Source organism: Rhizobium sp. NPDC092011 (assembly GCF_044756305.1).
In the GTDB taxonomy this organism is placed as follows: Bacteria; Pseudomonadota; Alphaproteobacteria; order Rhizobiales; family Rhizobiaceae; genus Rhizobium.
The window spans coordinates 23,202-42,464 of the sequence record NZ_JBIVSO010000026.1 but is presented as its reverse complement, the minus strand read 5'-3'; the positions used below and the strand labels follow the sequence as shown (position 1 = coordinate 42,464).

General features: G+C 59.4%; 16 protein-coding genes. 7 read left to right on the top strand and 9 right to left on the bottom strand.

Annotated features, from left to right (window positions below; translation table 11 throughout):
* Nucleotides 1–201: 201 nt before the first annotated feature.
* The 4 genes from ACIQJ2_RS36830 to mdeB all read right to left on the bottom strand — a co-directional run bounded on the left by ACIQJ2_RS36830 (nt 202) and on the right by mdeB (nt 7,111).
* Nucleotides 202–1,089: a DMT family transporter gene (locus ACIQJ2_RS36830; RefSeq protein WP_400677784.1), complete on the bottom strand. Its 888-nt coding sequence runs from the start codon at nt 1,087–1,089 to the stop codon at nt 202–204.
* 173 nt (nt 1,090–1,262) lie between these two features.
* Nucleotides 1,263–2,996, bottom strand: coding sequence for a dihydrolipoyl dehydrogenase (gene lpdA, locus ACIQJ2_RS36825; RefSeq protein WP_113379976.1), 1,734 nt, complete (start codon nt 2,994–2,996; stop codon nt 1,263–1,265).
* Between the two features lie 40 nt (nt 2,997–3,036).
* The gene (gene aceF / locus ACIQJ2_RS36820; protein WP_400677783.1) at nt 3,037–4,317 is read right to left on the bottom strand and encodes a dihydrolipoyllysine-residue acetyltransferase; all 1,281 of its coding nucleotides are present in this window, start codon (nt 4,315–4,317) and stop codon (nt 3,037–3,039) included.
* A 112-nt stretch (nt 4,318–4,429) separates the two neighbouring features.
* Nucleotides 4,430–7,111 (bottom strand): alpha-ketoglutarate dehydrogenase, encoded by a 2,682-nt coding sequence (mdeB, locus tag ACIQJ2_RS36815; RefSeq protein WP_400677788.1) that lies wholly within the window; start codon nt 7,109–7,111, stop codon nt 4,430–4,432.
* A 132-nt stretch (nt 7,112–7,243) separates the two neighbouring features.
* Here mdeB and ACIQJ2_RS36810 point away from each other — a divergent pair, with 132 nt between their 5' ends.
* On the top strand, nt 7,244–7,729 hold the full coding sequence (locus tag ACIQJ2_RS36810) for an Lrp/AsnC family transcriptional regulator (RefSeq protein ID WP_113335215.1): 486 nt from the start codon (nt 7,244–7,246) through the stop codon (nt 7,727–7,729).
* Between the two features lie 239 nt (nt 7,730–7,968).
* On the opposite strand, the gene ACIQJ2_RS36805 is transcribed toward ACIQJ2_RS36810, so the two are convergent.
* The 5 genes from ACIQJ2_RS36805 to ACIQJ2_RS36785 all read right to left on the bottom strand — a co-directional run bounded on the left by ACIQJ2_RS36805 (nt 7,969) and on the right by ACIQJ2_RS36785 (nt 12,893).
* Nucleotides 7,969–9,177, bottom strand: a complete 1,209-nt coding sequence (locus ACIQJ2_RS36805) for an MFS transporter (RefSeq protein WP_400677782.1) — start codon at nt 9,175–9,177, stop codon at nt 7,969–7,971.
* Between the two features lie 277 nt (nt 9,178–9,454).
* Nucleotides 9,455–10,195, bottom strand: coding sequence for an SDR family oxidoreductase (locus ACIQJ2_RS36800; RefSeq protein WP_113335227.1), 741 nt, complete (start codon nt 10,193–10,195; stop codon nt 9,455–9,457).
* A gap of 719 nt (nt 10,196–10,914) precedes the next feature.
* Nucleotides 10,915–11,739, bottom strand: a complete 825-nt coding sequence (gene panB / locus ACIQJ2_RS36795; RefSeq protein WP_400677780.1) for a 3-methyl-2-oxobutanoate hydroxymethyltransferase — start codon at nt 11,737–11,739, stop codon at nt 10,915–10,917.
* Nucleotides 11,736–12,605 (bottom strand): pantoate--beta-alanine ligase, encoded by an 870-nt coding sequence (gene panC / locus ACIQJ2_RS36790; RefSeq protein WP_400677778.1) that lies wholly within the window; start codon nt 12,603–12,605, stop codon nt 11,736–11,738. Before panC ends, panB begins: the two co-directional genes overlap by 4 nt.
* Nucleotides 12,606–12,728: 123 nt before the next feature.
* Nucleotides 12,729–12,893, bottom strand: coding sequence for a hypothetical protein (locus ACIQJ2_RS36785; protein ID WP_400677776.1), 165 nt, complete (start codon nt 12,891–12,893; stop codon nt 12,729–12,731).
* A gap of 735 nt (nt 12,894–13,628) precedes the next feature.
* Between ACIQJ2_RS36785 and cyoA the strand changes: the two genes are divergently transcribed.
* The 6 genes from cyoA to ACIQJ2_RS36755 all read left to right on the top strand — a co-directional run bounded on the left by cyoA (nt 13,629) and on the right by ACIQJ2_RS36755 (nt 19,245).
* The gene (gene cyoA, locus ACIQJ2_RS36780; protein ID WP_400677786.1) at nt 13,629–14,675 is read left to right on the top strand and encodes a ubiquinol oxidase subunit II; all 1,047 of its coding nucleotides are present in this window, start codon (nt 13,629–13,631) and stop codon (nt 14,673–14,675) included.
* Nucleotides 14,676–14,705: 30 nt separating this feature from the next.
* Nucleotides 14,706–15,299, top strand: a complete 594-nt coding sequence (locus ACIQJ2_RS36775) for an SCO family protein (protein WP_113379969.1) — start codon at nt 14,706–14,708, stop codon at nt 15,297–15,299.
* 110 nt (nt 15,300–15,409) lie between these two features.
* Complete coding sequence (gene cyoB / locus ACIQJ2_RS36770; protein WP_400677775.1) at nt 15,410–17,413, top strand: cytochrome o ubiquinol oxidase subunit I; 2,004 nt, start codon at nt 15,410–15,412, stop codon at nt 17,411–17,413.
* Nucleotides 17,414–17,419: 6 nt separating this feature from the next.
* The gene (cyoC, locus tag ACIQJ2_RS36765) at nt 17,420–18,040 is read left to right on the top strand and encodes a cytochrome o ubiquinol oxidase subunit III (RefSeq protein ID WP_113379967.1); all 621 of its coding nucleotides are present in this window, start codon (nt 17,420–17,422) and stop codon (nt 18,038–18,040) included.
* Nucleotides 18,037–18,441 carry a cytochrome o ubiquinol oxidase subunit IV gene (gene cyoD / locus ACIQJ2_RS36760; protein ID WP_113379966.1) on the top strand — a complete coding sequence of 135 codons (405 nt, stop codon included), beginning with the start codon at nt 18,037–18,039 and terminating at the stop codon, nt 18,439–18,441. The genes cyoC and cyoD overlap by 4 nt, the downstream gene beginning before the upstream one ends.
* Before the next feature lie 51 nt (nt 18,442–18,492).
* Nucleotides 18,493–19,245: an SURF1 family protein gene (locus tag ACIQJ2_RS36755; RefSeq protein ID WP_400677773.1), complete on the top strand. Its 753-nt coding sequence runs from the start codon at nt 18,493–18,495 to the stop codon at nt 19,243–19,245.
* Nucleotides 19,246–19,263: the final 18 nt, after the last annotated feature.

Below are 19,263 nucleotides of genomic sequence, written 5' to 3'. Positions count from 1 at the left end.
TCCCCAGGATGCATCCACACGCAACGAAACGCCCTGACGACAGGGCGACAATTTTTCTATTCCTGCATCTTGTAAGGGCGAACATGAGAGTGGGTCCTTAAGGCGGGTCGATCGAACGCGTCGCGCCGGAACCGCTTGAGCAGTCCGAGCACGCCGCATTGCCCGCCTCGCAAACAAGCACTCGGGCTTTTACGTCCCTAATCACTCGACGAGCGCTTTTCGGAGCTGGCGCCGATCGAGAACGACGATCGCAAGGCCGCTTGCAATGACGAGCAGAATGCCCGTCAGCGCCATCAGATTGGGCAAAGTGCCGAAAACGAAAATGCCGGCAATCAATGCCCAGAACGTGAAGAAATAGTAGAAGGGCGCGACATTGACCGTCGGGCCGAGCCGATAGGCCATGAAAAGAAGATAATGCCCGCCGAACAGGAAGAGCCCCGAGGCGGCCAGCAGCAGGAGATGGTGCGCGCCGGGAACGGTTGTCTCTTCGAATATAAGGTGCATCGCGATTGCGCCGGCAAGGACAAGTATGCAAGCGCCGAAGGCCACCATGATCCCAGGAACATGGCTGGGGACGCGTCGGCCGACAAGGTCGCGCAGCGCACCGAAGACCGCGTTGCCGATTGCAAGAAGCGCAAAGGAAGTCAGCGTGCCTCTTCCCGGTTGGGCGACCAGCACGGCTCCGGCAAAGCCTATACCAATCAGCACCATCGACAGGACACTCAGACGCTCACCAAACATCAAGGATGCCCCGATGAGGACGACGAGTGGCGTGATCTGCGTGAGTGCGACGACATTGGCAATCGGCATGTTCGCCAATGCAAGGACGTAACAGAGGACACAGAGCAGTTCGATCAGGTTTCGCGCCGTCACCCACCGGTCGAAGACAACGGGCATCTGGCCCCACTTCCCAAGGACACTCAGGAGCAACACGCCCCAGCTCGTCGCAAATATTCCGCGCAGAGACAACACTTCGTAAGGCGGGAGCCCTGCGGTTGCGAGCTTCATGAATGTGTCGCTGACGATATAGGAGCCTGTCGAGAGGACCATGAGAAGAGGACCACGATAGGAATGAGCCGCGCCGCGCATGTTAGGCCGATCTTTGTGACTGATTGTCTCGATGAGGACTTGCGCCCCCGCTTTGGAGACGCGCGGGAACAATGGTGTTTGCAGATGATTTGAACCGGCCAGATGGCTTCAATCGGAAAGGAAGGTCATGGCTGTCGACCGGTCACGGTCATCTACGCAGAGAGCCAGGTCGCTCACGACCTTCTCGACGGCGGCAGGTCGGTGCAGCTGCCTTCGGCGACTTCGGCCGCCATGCCGATGGTTTCCCCGAGGGTCGGGTGAGGATGGATTGTCCTGCCGATATCGACGGCATCGGCGCCGAGTTCGATGGCGAGACACACTTCCCCGATCATGTCGCCGGCGTTTGGACCGATGATCGCGCCGCCGACAATGCGGCCGGTCTCGCTGGAGAATACCAGCTTTGTCATCCCGTATTCGGCTCCGTTGGCGATCGCGCGGCCCGATGCAGCCCAAGGGAAACGTGCGACCTTGACCTTGATGCCGTTTTCTTTGGCGGAATCTTCCGTCATGCCCACCCAGGCGATTTCGGGGTCGAGATAGGCGACACTTGGAATGACGGCAGGTTCAAATGCTGCTTTGTGGCCCGCTGCGACTTCGGCGGCCACATGTCCCTCATGCACCGCCTTGTGGGCGAGCATCGGTTGACCGACGATGTCGCCGATCGCAAATATGTGGGGAACATTCGTCCGCATTTCCTGATCGACAGCGATGAAACCGCGTTCGCCACGAATGCCGGCTGCAGCAAGATTGAGACTGTCGCCGTTCGGGCGACGCCCTGCTGCCTGAAGGATCAGATCGTAGTCGCCTTCGGCTTGATCTGCATCGAACGCCGCGGTCAGAGATTCTTCGGAGACGCTGACAGACTGAAGCCGTGTCGCCAGCATGATGCGATCGAAGCGATGGGCGTTTCGTTTTTGCCAAATCGAGACGAGATCGCGATCGACGCCTGCAAGAAGCCCGTCCAATTGCTCGACGACGTCAATCTTTGCGCCCAGCGCGCTATAGACCGTCGCCATTTCGAGCCCGATGATGCCGCCGCCGATCACCAGCATCCGCGCCGGGATTGCCGCAAGCGCCAGTGCCCCTGTCGAATTGACGATGCGCGGGTCGCTGGGAAGAAAGGGAAGCGACACCGGCGAGGAACCGGCGGCGATGATGCAGGATTTGAAATCGACGCGTTGTTCGCTTCCGCCGGCTGAAACCAGCAGGTGGTGGGAGCCTGCAAACTGCGCCGTGCCGGTGATGCGCTCGACTTTGCGCATCTTCGCCATCTGCGCCAGTCCGTCGGTCAACTTGTGGATCGTTGCGTCCTTGAAGGCGCGCAGTTTGTCGATGTCGATCACCGGGGCGGGAAAGCTTACGCCGTGCGCGCCAAGTCTTTCTGCCTCTTCCTTGACGGCCGAAACGTGGAGCAGCGCCTTCGAGGGAATGCAACCGACATTCAGGCAAACGCCGCCCAGGGTCTGGTACCGCTCGATGAGCGCTACCCGCAAGCCGAGGTCGGCGGCGCGGAAGGCGGCAGAATAGCCACCCGGACCGCCGCCGATCACGACGAGGTCGTAGGCTCCCTCGACGGCGGTGACCGCCGCGCCAGTAGACGGTTGCGTGGCGACTTCGACCGACGCGAGTTGAGCGGCGATCGGTATCGACGCTTCGGATTGCGGCGATCCGGCCGGTACGAGCGTCGCCAGCAACGTGCCTTTTCCAACCTTGTCTCCGATTTTAATCTTGACGTCGCCTATGGTCCCGGCCGCGGGAGAAGGAATATCCATCGTCGCCTTGTCGGTCTCGACGGAGGCCACGGGCTGCTCAACGACAACGATATCGCCGGGTTTGACGAAGACCTCGGCAACCAGCACATCTTTAAAGTCACCAAGATCGGGGACGAGAATTTCCACTGTTGTCATGCGGGCTCTTTCGCAAAAAAAAGGACGTCGGGATGGACGATCAAAGGATGGCGCGGCGAAAATCACCGAGCAGGGCGGCCAGGTGCCCGAGGAACCGAGCAGCCGCGACACCGTCCACGACCCTGTGATCCCATGACAGGCTGACCGGCATGATCAGCCTTGGCTGGAAGGCCGTCCCGTCCCAGACCGGTTGCATCTGCGAACGCGCGGCGCCGAGAATGGCGACTTCCGGCGCGTTGATGATCGGCGTAAAGCCTGCACCGCCAATACCGCCCAGCGACGAGACGGAAAAGCAGCCACCCTCCATGTCGGTCGGCAGGAGTTTTCCTTGCCGCGCCTTTTCGGACAGTGCAGCCATCTCATTGGCAATCTCGACGAGGCCCTTGCGATCGCAATTGCGGATCACAGGCACCATCAAGCCTTTCGGCGTATCGACGGCAAATCCGACATGGACGTATTTTTTCTGGATCAGCGTGTCGCCTTCAAGCGAGGTGTTGAATCGCGGATAGGCAGCGAGCGTCAGGGCGGATGCCTTGATCAGGAAGGCGACCATCGTGAGCTTTATCGAGGGCTGGCGTTTTTCAGCGTTCAACGCCAGACGGAAGGTTTCGAGATCCGTGACATCGGCGTTATCGAAGTTCGTGACATGCGGAATGTTCAGCCAGTTGCGATGCAAGTTTGCACCGGAAATCTGTTGGATCCGCGACAACGGCACCCGATCGATTTCGCCATACTTGGCAAAATCGAACGAAGGCATTGCCGGAATGCCCGATCCTGACGATGCACCGGCGACGGGCGTGGTGCCGTTAGCGGCGAGCTTGTTCTTGACGAAGGTCTGCACATCTTCGCGCAGGATGCGCCCCTTGGGGCCAGAGGCAGGGATCTCCTTCAGATCGACGCCGAGCTCGCGGGCGAATGCGCGCACCGAGGGCGTGGCATGTGTCGAGGCAGTGGAAAGTGCCACCGGGACTGTGAGCTCCGATTTCGTGGCGGGCGTTTCGACCTTGGCCGGCGCGCTCGTCTTTTGCGGCTCCTCCAGCGGTTCGGCCTTCGCCGGCGAGGCTGGCGCGCTCGTCCCCTCGCTCGCCTCTATGGTCAGAACCGGAACGCCCTTGGAGACCTTCCTGCCCACCTCGACCAACAGGTCCACGACCGTGCCGGCCACAGGCGATGGTACTTCGATCGTGGCCTTGTCGGATTCCAAGACGATCAGGGGCTGATCAACGGTGACGGTGTCGCCGGGCTTGACCATGATCTCGACCACTGGAACGTCCTTGTAGTCGCCGATATCTGGTAACTCGATTGTCTGCTGAACGCCCATGGGCGCTTCCTCCTTCTTCGACACGTCGGGCCTGAGACACCTCTCAGGGTCTTGGCCGGATCGTTTGCCGAAATCTCAACGATTGTCGTCTAGCCGGTTGGCGCGCCTGGGCTCAGCGCAGCCACGGCGCGGCACGCCCGCTTGCGAGCCCGTATTTGTCGATCGCCTTCGAAACTTTCTTTCGGTCGAATTTTCCCTCCGCGGCGAGGGCCGAAAGGGCAGCAACGACGATGTGGTGGCGATCGACCTCGAAGAATGATCGCAGGGCTTGGCGGGTATCGCTTCGTCCAAACCCGTCCGTCCCGAGTGCGACAAACCGGGCCGCAACATAGGACGCGATGAGCTGCGGATAGGCGCGGACGTAGTCCGTCGCGGCGACGATCGGTGCCGACCCGGATAGAAGGCTTTCGACATGGCTTTTGCGCGTTGCCGCATTCTGTCCGAAGATTTGCTCCCGTTCGATCTCGCGAGCTTCGCGCGCCAGTTCGCTGAAACTCGTAACGCTGAAGACTTCGGCTTCGATGCCCCATTCGCTGTTCAGCAATTCGGCGGCGGCGACGACTTCCGGCAGGATTGCGCCTGAGCCGAGCAACCGGACGATCGCGATATCCTTGGGGCCGGCAAGGCGATACATGCCTTTGACGATCCCCTCCTCGATGCCGGCAGGCATTGAGGGTTGTGCGTAGCTCTCGTTCATCGCGGTGATGTAATAGAATTCGTCCTCGCCATCCTGGATCATCCGGCGTGCGCCATGATCAACAATCACGGCCATCTCGTAGGCATAGCCCGGATCGTATGCCCGGCAATTGGGGATCATCGCCGCCATGACGTGGCTGTTTCCATCCTGATGCTGCAGCCCCTCCCCGCCAAGCGTCGTACGGCCGGCCGTGGCGCCGATCAGGAAGCCTCGCGCTCTTTGATCGGCGGCAGCCCAAATCAGATCGCCTATCCGTTGGAAACCGAACATGGAATAGTAGATGTAGAAGGGCAGCATCGGATAACCGTGGACGCTGTATGCGGTGGCTGCCGCCACCCAGGAAGAAACCGCCCCCGCTTCGGTGATGCCTTCCTCCAAGAGCTGACCATCGACGGATTCCTTGTAGTACAGCATCGATCCGGCATCCTCCGGCTCGTAAAGCTGGCCGACCGGTGAGTAGATGCCGACCTGGCGGAACAGGTTGTCCATGCCGAAGGTACGCGCTTCGTCGGCGACGATCGGCACGATGCGAGGCCCGAAATCCTTGCTTTTCAGCAGATTGCTGAACAAGCGCACGACCGCGACCGTCGTCGACATGTCCTTGCCATCTGCCTTGACCGCAAAATCCGCGTAGCTCGCAAAGGCCGGAACCGAAATCGCTTCGGCAGACTGTTGCCGCTTCGGCAAATAGCCGCCGAGGGCGGCGCGCCGGTTTCGCAAATAGGTGAGCTCGGCCGAATCTGCGCTCGGGCGGAAGAATTCGAGCTTTTCGACCTGCTCGTTGGTCAGCGGGAGATTGAACTTGTCGCGGAACGCGAGCAAGGCATCGATATCAAGCTTTTTTGCCTGATGCGCGGTCATGCGGGATTCACCCGCCCCGCCCATGCCGTAGCCTTTCTTGGTCTTCGCGAGGATGACGGTCGGACGGCCCTTCGTCGCTTTGGCAGCGTTGAAGGCTGCGTAGAGCTTGCGGAAATCGTGGCCGCCGCGCTTCAGCTGATCGATATCCTTGTCCGACATATGGGCGACAAGCTTCCGTACCTCGGGGTCGCCATCGAAGAAATGGGCGAGATTATAGGCGCCGTCCTTGGCCCCAAGGGTCTGGTACTTGCCATCGACAGTCTCCGCAAAGCGCTTGAGGAGGTTATGGTTTTCGTCGCGCGCGAAAATCGGATCCCATTCGGAGCCCCAAAGGACCTTGATGACATTCCATCCGGCCCCTTTAAACAGGCTTTCCAGCTCTTGGATGACCTGGCCATTGCCGCGCACGGGGCCGTCGAGACGCTGCAGATTGCAATTGATGATGAAGGTCAGGTTGTCCAGCTTCTCGCGAGCGGCCAACGACAGGGCCGCGATCGATTCCGGCTCGTCCATTTCGCCGTCGCCGAACACGCCCCACACATGCTGGGGATCGGTATCTTGCAGCTTGCGGTCGCGCATGTAACGCATGAAGCGAGCCTGGTAGATGGCGCTGATCGGCCCGATGCCCATCGAACCCGTCGGAAACTGCCAGAAGTCGGGCATCAGCCAGGGGTGCGGGTAGGAGCAAAGCCCCTCGCCGGCGATTTCCTGGCGATAATGCGCGAGGTGATCTGCGCTCAAGCGCCCTTCGAGGAAGGCACGCGCATAGACGCCCGGCGCAGAGTGGGGCTGGAAGAACACGAGGTCGCCGCCGTGATCGTCACTCTTGGCGTGGAAGAAATGGTTGAAGCCGATCTCGAAAATTTCCGCCGCGGACGCGTAGCTGGCGACATGGCCGCCGAGCTCGCCATAGGCGCGGTTGGCGCGCACGACCATTGCCAATGCGTTCCAACGGATGATCGAGGTGATGCGCTCTTCCATGGCCAGATCACCTGGAAAGGGCGGCTGTTTGTCGAGTTCGATCGTGTTGCGGTATGGGGAGTAAGGAGGGCTTTCCTCGACGACACCGATCTCCTTCGCCCTGCGGTCGAGCGCATCCAACAGGAAGCGTGCACGGCGACCGCCTTCCGTCTTGGTGACGGATTCCAGCGACTGGAGCCAGTCCGAGGTCTCGGCCGGATCGGGATCACCGGCGGTCAGTGCATGTGCGTTCGTTTGACTGGAAATGGCATTCATCATCATTCCTCCTATTTAGAACACTTGTACCATAAACCAGTAAGCGTATTATGCCGGAAATGACCCGGAATACCGGGTGTCCGGCAGATCATGCGGCATTCGCTAAGATCTTCAGCATAGAATGGGGACGGAATGAAACTTGACGGCTTTGATCGCAAAATACTTGCGGAGCTCCAAAAATCGAGCAAGCTGACCAATGTCGAGCTCGCCTCGCGCGTTGGGCTGTCGCCTTCGCCTTGCCTTGCCCGCGTCAAGGCGCTCGAAAACGCCGGCATCGTCAAAGACTATGTGGCGCTTCTGGATTCCGAGAAGCTTGGCGGGACGGTCAGCGTCTTCATCCATGTCACACTGGAACGGCAGTCCGAGCCCGTCCTTGACGTGTTCGAGACGACCGTCAGCCGACTGCCTGAAGTGATGGAGTGCTATCTTATGTCAGGAGACGCGGACTATCTGTTGCGCGTCGTCGTACGTGACACCGTCGCGCTTAAGGATTTTATCCTCGATAAACTGACGCGCACCCCTGGTGTTGCAAATATCAGGTCAAGCTTCGCCTTGAAGCAGGTGAAATACAACACATCGCTCCCGATTGCCGAATTGTGGCCGGCAATCTCGCGATAGAGTTGACGTTCTGGGGCGGCCGGAGGCAATGCACGAGAAGGCCGCATTGGACGCGACAAGGACGTCAAATGCCGCCAGCGCGTGCTCGCTTCGGCGGACCATGGGGCTGTCGAGAGCCGATATCGATCGGCTCTCACACTGTCGGAAACGAGCGGTCAGGAAAGTGCCTGCCATCTGTATTCACCCTAAGTGTATTCATCTCGGTTGCGGCAGAAAAGCAAACGAGGATACCGTCCTGGTCAACGCCCTTGTGGTGCGAGGGCATAGGTTGCGATCAGGGCGCAGCCGATGGTGATTGCCCCCGAATAGATCGTTGCCGATATGCCGGTGGCATCCATCAGCAAGCCTCCGGCAAGGGATCCTGCCGCGACCGCGGCTTGGACCAAGCCAATGTAAAGGGCCGAACCGCTTTCCATCGATCTGGATGCGGCATCCAAAACCCAGGATTGGAGCAGCATTGGAATCGGTCCGTATGCGGCACCCCAGAGGCAGACCAGCGCAACTGCGGCGAATGGTTGGCCATGTGTCATCGGAAGAAGTCCGATGGCGACGAACATGAGGGCGATCGCAACGAGCAAAGGACGCCTGTACCCTCGATTGACGGCCCAGCCGCCAAGCAGGTTTCCAAAAAATCCTGCAATTCCCGAGCCGACCAGCACGATGGCGACGACATTCGGCTCAAGGCCGGATATTTGGACGAGCAGCGGGGTGACGTAGGTATAAGCCGCGAAATAGCCGAAGAAGACCAGAATGGCCACAGACAGGACGCTACGAGCCGCCCGATTGTTGAGGAGCGCCGGAAGGTCCGACCAGCGGATGCGAGATAGCGGCGGCAGTTTCGGCATGACAGCGAACAACAACAGCAGCAGGATGGCGGAGACCGCCGCAGAGACGCCGAATGAAAGTCGCCACCCAAAGGCATTCCCAAGGAAGGTCCCGAGCGGCACACCCGCAACGGAGCCAACGTAGATGCCCGCGAAGATGATCGAGGTTGCTTTTCCAGCCGAGGCGCGTTGAACCAGCCTCGGACCGAGGGCGGCGCCAATCGCCCAGAAGCCTCCCAGTCCCATGCCCAGGAAGAACCGTCCGGTGAGGACAATGACGAAATCGGAGGCGACCGCCGTCAGGAGGTTTGAAAGCAGAAGCAAGACGATCAATATGCAAAGAACAGTGCGCCGGTCCAATCTACCCGTGATGACCGTCAGAATCGGAGCCATGAAGGCTGCCGTCACACCGGGCATCGTGACCATTAACCCTGCTTTGCCCTCCGACACGCCGAGATCCGACGCCATTTCGGTCAGCAAACCGACCGGAAGGAATTCTGCCGTGACGAAGGCAAAAATCCCAAGTGCGACGGCAAAGACAGAGGTCCATGCAAGGGGCCCGTTTGAAATTTCTTCCTCGCGAACGGTCGCGCCATCCGCAATCTCGGCGTCGTAGGATGACAAGTATATTTCCTTTCATTGATCTGAAGGGGGAGGTCTTCGGACCGTGCCATCTGAGGCAAACGTCAAGAGATTGCTCCGAATGGAGCGGATGCCTCTCGGGTCGTTGATGAGCCAGGCTGTCGCCGGATCTGCATCGTCTAGCGATCGATGCGTCACGGCGACGGCGCGATGCGAATTGCTCATGCACCGCGCCTTGTTCGCAAGGCAGAACGAGCGGAAATCTTATCGATTGCGCAGGTCGGGCCGATTGCCGGCTAGGACAGCCGAAACCATGGGATCAAGCGTTCATACCGCCGTCCACGTTCAGACCCGTGCCGGTAATGTGCCTTGCGGCCGGGCTTGCGATGAATGCGACCGCCGCGGCAACATCCTTGTCCGTGCCATATCGGCCGAGGGCGATCTGAGCGCGCATGGCTTCGGCCCCCGGTGCATCCGGTGGGCTCATGTCGGTCTCGGTTGGGCCGGGGTGAATAAGATTGACGGTAATCCCCCTCGGCCCCAGTTCACGCGAGAGACCGCGGGTAAAGGACAGGAGCGCGGATTTCGACATTGAATAGACGGCGACCTGCTGGAACGCCACGCGCTCGGCGAGACACGAGCCGATCGTCACGATCCTGCCGCCCTCCTTAAGGTGTGGAATGGCGGCTTGCGAGGCGAGCACGACGGCGCGGATGTTGACCGCGAGGATCTTGTCGATGTGTTCGAGCTGCATCTCCTCGACCAGACCCATGAACAGCACGCCGGCGTTGTTGACCAGAATGTCCAATCCGCCCAGCAATGTGGCGGCTTCATCGACCGATCGCTTGACGTCGCCGGCGTCTGCGCTATCGGCTTTGATCGCAAAAGCACGCCGACCCTTAGCCTTGATCTTGCGAACCAGTTCGGCGGCAACCTCGGTCGAACTGACATAGGTGAAGGCGATGTCGGCGCCGCGTTCGGCAAGATCGAGGGCGATCGCCGCGCCAATGCCGCGGGCGGCCCCGGTGATCAGGGCGCGCTTGTTTAGAAATTCGGTCATCATGATCCTTTCACATAATAATCCCATGCGGACTGGGAGTGGTTCCGCTTGCCTGAAGGCAGGGATTTTTCCGCTCTGCTCAAAATGAGCAGGCGGTGCACTGTCTTGTGGTGTTCGGAGTATCTACGGACCTCACCGTGGCAACAGCCAACAGAGGATTGCCGCATCGGCATTCGGGTCTCGCCGTTGTTGTGGCTTGGCCGGCGCATGCGTCAGTCGTCACCTTGCCGAGCGATCGTCGGCCATCCAACCGGGCACTCCTCAAGACATTACCGCACCCGCCTCGCCATGCTCCGATCCGTTGAGTGAAATCATCTCGAAGGCTGCGTCGTTTCGATCCGGGATCGGAATAGGATGAATCGTTCGTGACGAATACGACATTCTTCCCTCGAAAACGGTCGCGCGTTTCCTAACGGATTGAAATGAGACATTGCGGTGGCAACCATGCCGAGGCTGGCGCCCGGCCAGGCGGCCCGGCGCGGCAACAGATCTTTGCATCTGATCTATAGTATGGATGGCTCAGTTTCTGAGGCGCGACAGACTGGGTCGGGCGCCAGCGCGGGACGGACAAGGATGGCGGATCTCCCTAAGCGATCCTTAAAACAGCAAAAGATGCATGCATGCGGGCTATTTCCTGTCCCAGGCAATCCTCAGCGTGCCGGCGTGCAGACAGCCGCGATCGGCCGCTAGCATCAAGCCCTACCGCCACTTGCCCCTGATCAGGTCATTTTTCTTCCAAAAGTATGTTCGGGCGCCGGAAAGGTGCGCGAACGCACATCGTCGGCGTAGTGTGCGGCCGCCTGTGCAATGTGTTCGGCGAGTTCGTCATACCTTTTGACGAAGCGGGGTTTGAAGTCATTGAACAAGCCGAGCATATCGTCCGAGACGAGTATCTGCCCGTCGCATGCCGACGACGCACCAATGCCGATCGTCGGAACCTTCAGCGTTCCGGTGATCTCGCGGGCCAGTGGCTCCACCGTTCCTTCAATGACAAGGCCGAAAGCGCCCGCGTCGGCGATCGCGTGGGCATCTTGACGTATCTTGGACGCCTCGACGTCGGAGTGACCGAGCGAGCGGTAACCGCCCGTCGCATGCACGAGCTGTGGCATCAGTCCCACATGGCCGAGAACCGGAATGCCGCGCTTCGACAGGAAGGAGACGGTTTCGGCCATTTCTTCGCCGCCCTCGAGCTTGACCGCATCACATCCCGTTTCCTGGAGGATTCGAACGGCATTGCGAAAGGCTAGTTCTTTCGCTTCCTGATAGGTGCCAAACGGCATATCGACTGTAACGCAGGCCCTGCTGGCGCCACGGACGACGGCCCGACCATGGGCGATCATGAGGTCGAGTGTCACGCTGGTGGTCGTTTCCATCCCGTAAAGCACCATGCCGAGCGAATCCCCGACCAACAGCAGGTCGCAATGCTCATCGAGCAGGCGCGCGATCGGGGTCGTATAGGCCGTCAGGCAGACGATCGGGCGCGAACCCTTCATGGCGCGAATGCCAGGGGGTGACAGCCGCTTGGTGGATGATGGTGTGCTCACGCTGCGGCCTCCGTGCTTCGCTTGGCCACCACGACACGGTTATCAAGGAGACGCGTGGTCCCGAACCGGACAAAGAGGGCAATGACGATCGGACGATCGATGGACGAGACAGGTTGAAGGGTCGCGGCGTCTCGCACCTCTATGACTTCCGGTTTTGCCAAGGGCTCACGACTGAGAAACGCCGCGAGCTTGCTTGAAAGATCATCGGCACCCGAAACGCCGGATGCCACGAGCCGCTCGGCCTCGTCGAGCGCCTGCGGCACGATGACAGCGGCCTTTCTTTCCAGCCCACTGAGATAAACGTTGCGCGATGAAAGAGCGAGACCGTCGCTGTCGCGCATCGTGGGCACGCGGGTGATCTCGACGGGGATTGCGAGATCGTCCACCATGCGTTCGATGATCACAACCTGCTGATAGTCCTTTTCGCCGAAATAGGCCCTGTCGGGTTGAACAATGTTGAGGATTTTGCAGACGACCGTTGCGACACTGGCAAAATGCCCGGGCCGGACCGAGCCTTCCAACAGCCCGCCAAGCAGGGGAACATCGACCACCGTCAGCATCGGGCGCGGATACATGTCCTCGACGGTCGGAGCAAACAGGATATCAACGCCAGCCTCTCTGAGCAGGGCGCCGTCGCGTTCGAGATCACGGGGATATTTCGTCAGATCCTCGTTGGGGCCAAATTGCAGAGGATTGACGAAAATCGAGGCAACGACGACGTCATTTGCGGCGCGCGCACGGGCCATCAGCTCCATATGCCCGGCATGCAGATAGCCCATTGTCGGGACCAAACCGACCGTGCGGCCCTCTCCCCTGAGGCCTGCAAGCGCGTGGCGTAGCGCTTCGATACTTGCATAAACCTTCATTCCGTCTCCTCCTCCGGTTTCGGGCCGACACAAAAACGGCAAGAGAAGAACGGCGTCAATCGGGCGCAAAACATAATATCGATTAGATAAGCTGCAAGTTCACAAGCTCTGCTTATCCGGGCCTTAGGCATGGGGATTGGAGCACAATGCCAGCTGCATGACCGGCCGCTCCATCGCCATGCGCATCGTCCCCTCATCCTCGTCTGGCTGCCGCCAGGTCTGACAGAGCTGCGCGGCTTCACACCTTCGCAGCCGATCTTCCTTCGATTCGAGAGACAGCGCCCGCATGCGCCGCGTCCATCGACGAGGGGGCAAGCAGACGCATGTCAGCCGTTCCTTTCGGACAAAGACACCTCAGATCGCGTCATAATGCTCGATTTGCGGGTCGGCGCCGACGGCCTCGTGTTGCGTTGCGAATCGATCATCGTTAACGCTGTCGATGAGCAGCGAATGAGGGATCCAGGGCCGTGTTTTTCGAACGGATGATCGTAACCAGGTACTTACGCATCATATGCGTGCTGGCCCTGGCATCCGTTGGTTTTGGCCATCAATTCAATCCGACGTTGCTCCTGCAGCAGCGGATCGATGCGGCAGCCGAATTCGCTCTGCCCGACGGCTCTATCCCGTCCCTTTGCGAAAACGACAAAAGTTCCGGCGGAAAGCAACCGGCAGGTTTTGCGCAAAGTTGCGAGGCCTGCAGGATTATCGCATCCGTCCTTTTGCCTCCGCCTTCGGATCAATGTGGTCGGCGGATTGCGTTCTCGCTGCAGCCTGCGTTGCTTGGCGCACATCCGACACCGCTCTATCCGTTCGTGCCTCCGAAATCGCAGCCGCGCGCGCCGCCGCGTTCGCTCCAATTGGTCTGATCCTTCGGGATAAAACCCACATTCAGGACCGGCGCCCTCCGCGCCAACAATCTTTCGGAACATTTTTATGATCGCGCCTTCTTTGCCGAGGGCCGCCGTTGATTACGCATGTCGAACGCTAAGGTCGTTCGCGCGGATCACGGTGCGCCTTTCTCTCATGCCGCTCTTTGCCACGCTGGCGGGGTGCAACCTGGTGGTGATGGCGCCATCGGGTGACGTCGCCGCACAGCAACGTGACCTGATTGTCATCTCCACAGTGCTGATGCTTCTGATCATCGTGCCGGTGATCATGCTGACCCTGTTGTTTGCGTTTCGTTATCGCAGTTCCAATACGTCCGCTCCCTATGATCCTGAATGGCATCATTCCACGCGACTGGAAATCATCGTTTGGTCGGCGCCGCTCGCCATCATTATCGCCCTCGGGACGATCACATGGATCAGCACGCATAAACTCGACCCATACCGCCAACTTGATCGGATCGACGCCGATCGAATGGTCATGGCGGATGTCAAGCCGCTTACGGTCGAAGTCGTGGCCATGGATTGGAAATGGTTGTTTGTCTATCCCGACCTCGGAATAGCGACCGTCAACGAGTTGGCTGCGCCCGTTGATGTTCCCATCAACTTCAAGATCACCGCCTCGACGGTCATGAACTCGTTTTACATCCCCGCTCTTGCCGGACAGATCTACGCGATGGCCGGCATGGAAACGAAGATGCACGCCGTCATCAACCACGTCGGCATCTACGACGGCTTTTCCGCAAACTACAGCGGGCCCGGGTTTTCCCAGATGCGCTTCAAGTTCCACGGAATGCAAAAGGATGACTTCGACCGTTGGGTCGCAAGAGTGCGAAACGACGGTGTCGCGTTGACGCGGCCTGCCTATCGCGATCTCGACCTTCCGAGCCAAAACGATCCCGTGCGCTACTACGCGAGGGTCGAAGACGGCCTCTACGATGCCATCCTGAACATGTGCACGGATCCATCGAAAATGTGTCTCAACGAAATGTACGATCTCGATGCCAGAGGTGGCGGCGGCATGGAGTCGGTCAACAACGTCTTCAGGCTCACCTACGATCGCGAGCGAACGTGGGGGGCAAATGGGCGCAGCTCGCTGCCGTTCGTCGTCGCGCGGTGCACGCCAACCGGTTCTGGTCCTGGCGGCAGCGAAGTGCTTCCGCCAGCAACGAAGCTCAGCTTCTAAGCCGTCCAGCCATCTATCAAGGTGCATACCATGATCAACAGGAAAACGTTCCTCTCCGTCGTTATCGGCTTTGCCGTGCTCGCGGGTGTGAGTGCTGCCGGCTATGTCTCGAAGATGCCGGCGAGCAAACAGGAGGCCGCATCGTCAGGTTTCGGGGCAAGCTTTCGCCTCATCGCTGACAACGGCCAACCGATTACCGAGGCTGCGTTGAAGGGACATCCGTCGCTCGTCTTTTTCGGGTTTACGCATTGCCCTGAAATCTGCCCGACAACGCTTTTTGAGATGTCTGGTTGGTTCAAGACGCTTGGGCCAGGCGCCAAGGACCTGCACGCCTTCTTCTTCTCGGTCGATCCGGAGCGGGACACGCCCGAGACAATGCGGACATATGTCTCCTCGTTCAGCGACAAGGTGACCGGCATAACCGGCGATCCGGCGGAGGTTCAACGCGTGATCAAGGGATGGCGGATCTACGCCAAGAAAGTTCCGACCGACGATGGTGATTATACAATGGACCATACGGCCTCGGTTCTGCTTGTCGATGCAAACGGCGATCTCAAAGGCACCATTGCCTATCAGGAGAGCGCGGATTCGGCGGTCGATAAAATCCGCCAGCTGCTCAAGTGACGAGAACCCATTCGTAGCTTTCTCAATTCGTGTCCTGCCAGGACGGCGTCTGTCCGTACCGGCGGCAAAAATCGGTGACGCAAGCCCGTCGCCACCATGGGGCCAATCCAATGTTTTCCAATCCTGACCTCCTCAAGTTCATCTTCGGCCGGTTGACCCTCGAATCGATCCCATATCACGAGCCTATCCTGGTCGTGACCTTCATCGGTGTCGTCATCGGTGCCATCGCGGTGCTCGGCGTCATCACCTATTTCAAGTTCTGGGGTCCGCTCTGGCGCGACTGGGTCACGAGCGTCGATCACAAGAAGATCGGCATCATGTACGTCATCCTCGCCATCATCATGCTCTTGCGCGGCTTCTCGGATGCGATCCTGATGCGCGTCCAGCAGGCGGTCGCCTTCAACGGCAATGAAGGCCCGTTGCCTCCACATCATTACGATCAGATCTTCACCGCCCACGGCGTCATTATGATCTTCTTCGTGGCGATGCCATTCGTCACCGGCCTCATGAACTTCGTGGTGCCGCTGCAGATCGGTGCCCGCGACGTCTCCTTCCCGTTCCTCAACAACTTCTCGTTCTGGATGACGACGGCAGGCGCGATCATCATCATGCTCTCGCTGTTCATCGGCGAATTCGCCAAGACCGGATGGCTGGCCTATCCGCCGCTTTCCGGCATCGCCTATAGCCCCGACGTCGGTGTCGATTATTACATCTGGGGCCTGCAGGTAGCGGGTATCGGAACGACGCTATCAGGCATCAACCTGATCGCCACCATCGTCAAGATGCGCGCTCCGGGCATGACCTTCATGAAGATGCCGGTCTTCACCTGGACCACGCTTTGCACCAACATCCTGATCGTCGCTTCCTTCCCGATCCTGACGGCAACGCTCGCGCTGCTGGCGCTCGACCGCTATGCCGGCACGAACTTCTTCACGAACGACCTCGGCGGCAATCCTATGATGTACGTCAACCTCATCTGGATCTGGGGTCACCCGGAAGTCTATATTCTTGCCATTCCGTCCTTCGGGGTGTTTTCCGAAGTGGTCGCGACTTTTTCACGCAAGCGCCTGTTCGGCTATGCGTCGATGGTCTACGCCACCTGCGTGATCATGATCCTGTCCTATCTCGTGTGGTTGCACCACTTCTTCACGATGGGTTCGGGTGCATCGGTCAACTCCTTCTTTGGCATCACCACGATGGTCATCTCGATCCCGACGGGAGCGAAGATCTTCAACTGGCTCTTCACCATGTATCGCGGCCGCATCCGCTACGACGTGCCGATGTTGTGGACGGTCGGCTTCATGGTGACCTTCGCCATCGGCGGCATGACCGGTGTCATGCTGGCGGTTCCGCCGGCCGACTTCGTGCTGCACAACTCGCTGTTCCTGATCGCCCACTTCCATAACGTGATCATCGGCGGCGTGCTGTTCGGCATGTTTGCGGGCGTCAACTACTGGTTCCCGAAGGCTTTCGGCTTCAGGCTCGATGCCTTCTGGGGCAGGATGAGCTTCTGGTTCTGGCAGATCGGCTTCTGGTTCGCCTTCATGCCGCTTTACGTGCTCGGCCTGATGGGCGTTACTCGCCGCATGAGCCAGTTCGACGATCCGTCGTTGCAGATCTGGTTCATCATCGCAGCCTTCGGCGTCTGCCTGATCGCACTCGGCATCGCCTCGTTCCTGATCCAGATCGTCGTCTCGTTCAGGAAGCGCGAGGAACTGCGCGACGACAGCGGCGATCCGTGGGATGGCCGTACGCTGGAATGGTCGACCTCTTCACCGCCGCCGGATTACAACTTCGCCTTCACGCCGGTCGTGCACGATCACGACAGCTGGTACGACATGAAGAAGCGCGGTTACGAACGTCCGCTCGGTGGTTTCAAGCCAATCCACATGCCGAAGAACACCGGCACCGGCGCGATCCTGTCGGCCTTTAGCATTACCCTCGCTTTCGGCCTGATCTGGTACATGTGGTGGCTGGCCGTTCTCTCCGCAGTCGCCATGCTGGTCGTCGCGATCGGCCATACGTTCAACTACAAGCGCGACTTCTACATTCCCGCCGACGAAGTCACCGAAACGGAAGGCAAGCGCACAAAGCTGCTTGCCGAGCAGGTATAAGAGACCATGAGCGATCATACTATCGACACGGCCGAAAAGCCTGAATTCTACCTCACGGAAGACCATCATCCGGAAAACAGCACCAATCTCGGCTTTTGGCTCTATCTGATGAGCGACTGCCTGATCTTTGCGGTGCTGTTTGCCACACACGCCGTGCTCGGCCGCAATTACGCGGCCGGCCCCTCTCCGGCCGATCTCTTCGATCTGCCGCTGGTGGCGATCAACACCTCGATGCTGCTGCTCTCCTCCATCACCTATGGCTTCGCCATGCTGCAGATGGAGCGTAATGCAAAGGCGGAAACGCTGTTCTGGCTGGCAATCACCGGCCTCTTCGGCGCAGCCTTCATCGGCCTTGAGCTCTATGAGTTCATCCACCTGATCCACGAGGGGGCAGGTCCGCAGCGCAGCGCCTTCCTGTCGTCCTTCTTCACTCTGGTCGGCACCCACGGTCTGCACGTCACCTTCGGCATCATCTGGCTGATCACGCTGATGGTGCAGGTGTCCATACATGGCCTGATCGAAGCCAACCGTCGCCGCCTGATGTGCCTTTCGATGTTCTGGCACTTCCTTGACGTCGTCTGGATCGGCGTCTTTTCCGTTGTTTATCTCATGGGAGTCGTTGGATGACCGCTCAAAGTCCTGTCAGAGAAGATGCGCATGCGGCTCATCACGCCCATAGCCACGGGCACCAGGCCGGTCACGGCACTTACAAGAGCTATATGACCGGCTTCGTCCTGTCGGTCATTTTGACGGCGATCCCCTTCGCATTGGTCATCGGGGACGTCTTCCACAGCAAACTTGCGACAGTCAGCCTGGTGCTGACCATGGGCGTCATCCAGATCGTCGTGCACATGATCTATTTCCTCCATATGAACTCGAAGTCCGAGGGCGGCTGGACAATGATGGCGTTGATCTTCACCATCGTCATCATCGCCATCGCGCTCGCCGGTTCCCTCTGGGTGATGTATCACCTGAATACCAATATGATGCCGACCATGACCCCCGCGATGATGAAAAACATACCTTAGAGGATCGGCAGATCTTCGGGGGCGAAACATGTTTCTTTGAAGGAAAAGGTCGTGAAAAAGCAAAGGCGCCTTTCGCCCTCCCGCATTATTGCATGTGTCGCCCTGTCGTTCTTGACGGTCGTCCTGGTCTGCCTCGGCGTCTGGCAAGTCGAAAGATTATCCTGGAAGCATGTGCTGATCGCCCGCGTCGATGCGCGGGTTCATTCCGCGCCGGTGGCGCCGCCGGCCCAGGCTCAATGGGAAACGCTCAGCGCCGAGGGCGATGAATATCGGCGCGTGACGATGAGCGGTCTGTTCGAGAATGACCGCGAGAGCCTCGTCTACGCTTCGACGGCGCTCGGGCCCGGCTACTGGGTGATGACGCCGCTGCGACTTGCCGACGACACCGCGATCATCGTCAATCGCGGTTTCGTGCCGCTCGACATGAAAAACCCGCTGACCCGTCAGCCCGGCCAGATTGGAGGCGCCACAAGCATCACCGGATTGATCCGCTTGAGCGAGCCCAAAGGTTCGCTGCTGCGCTCAAACGATCCCAGCACCGGTCGCTGGTATTCTCGTGACGTTGCGGCGATTGCCCAAAAGAACGGTGTTGAAAATGCCGCGCCATTCTTCGTCGATGCCGACGAAACGCCAAATCCGGGAGGATTGCCCGTCGGCGGACTGACGGTCATCGATTTTCCCAATAATCACCTGGTCTACGCCATCACCTGGTTTGTCCTCGCGTTGATGGCGGCCGGGCTGCTGGTCATAATGGTGCGGACGGCAAAAGCACGCCACGACGACGATCGCTTGGCGATCCCGTAGCGCTGCGACGCGTCCATT

Bases quoted from the DNA above. Each gene is read 5' to 3' on its own strand.
- panC (WP_400677778.1), bottom strand. From the start codon at position 12,605: ATGAAGGTTTATGCAAGTATCGAAGCGCTACGCCACGCGCTTGCAGGC.
- cyoD (WP_113379966.1), top strand. From the start codon at position 18,037: ATGACCGCTCAAAGTCCTGTCAGAGAAGATGCGCATGCGGCTCATCAC.
- cyoA (WP_400677786.1), top strand. From the start codon at position 13,629: ATGCCGCTCTTTGCCACGCTGGCGGGGTGCAACCTGGTGGTGATGGCG.
- ACIQJ2_RS36775 (WP_113379969.1), top strand. From the start codon at position 14,706: ATGATCAACAGGAAAACGTTCCTCTCCGTCGTTATCGGCTTTGCCGTG.
- aceF (WP_400677783.1), bottom strand. From the start codon at position 4,317: ATGGGCGTTCAGCAGACAATCGAGTTACCAGATATCGGCGACTACAAG.
- ACIQJ2_RS36810 (WP_113335215.1), top strand. From the start codon at position 7,244: ATGAAACTTGACGGCTTTGATCGCAAAATACTTGCGGAGCTCCAAAAA.
- lpdA (WP_113379976.1), bottom strand. From the start codon at position 2,996: ATGACAACAGTGGAAATTCTCGTCCCCGATCTTGGTGACTTTAAAGAT.
- ACIQJ2_RS36800 (WP_113335227.1), bottom strand. From the start codon at position 10,195: ATGACCGAATTTCTAAACAAGCGCGCCCTGATCACCGGGGCCGCCCGC.
- ACIQJ2_RS36830 (WP_400677784.1), bottom strand. From the start codon at position 1,089: ATGCGCGGCGCGGCTCATTCCTATCGTGGTCCTCTTCTCATGGTCCTC.
- ACIQJ2_RS36785 (WP_400677776.1), bottom strand. From the start codon at position 12,893: ATGCGGGCGCTGTCTCTCGAATCGAAGGAAGATCGGCTGCGAAGGTGT.
- cyoB (WP_400677775.1), top strand. From the start codon at position 15,410: ATGTTTTCCAATCCTGACCTCCTCAAGTTCATCTTCGGCCGGTTGACC.
- cyoC (WP_113379967.1), top strand. From the start codon at position 17,420: ATGAGCGATCATACTATCGACACGGCCGAAAAGCCTGAATTCTACCTC.
- mdeB (WP_400677788.1), bottom strand. From the start codon at position 7,111: ATGAATGCCATTTCCAGTCAAACGAACGCACATGCACTGACCGCCGGT.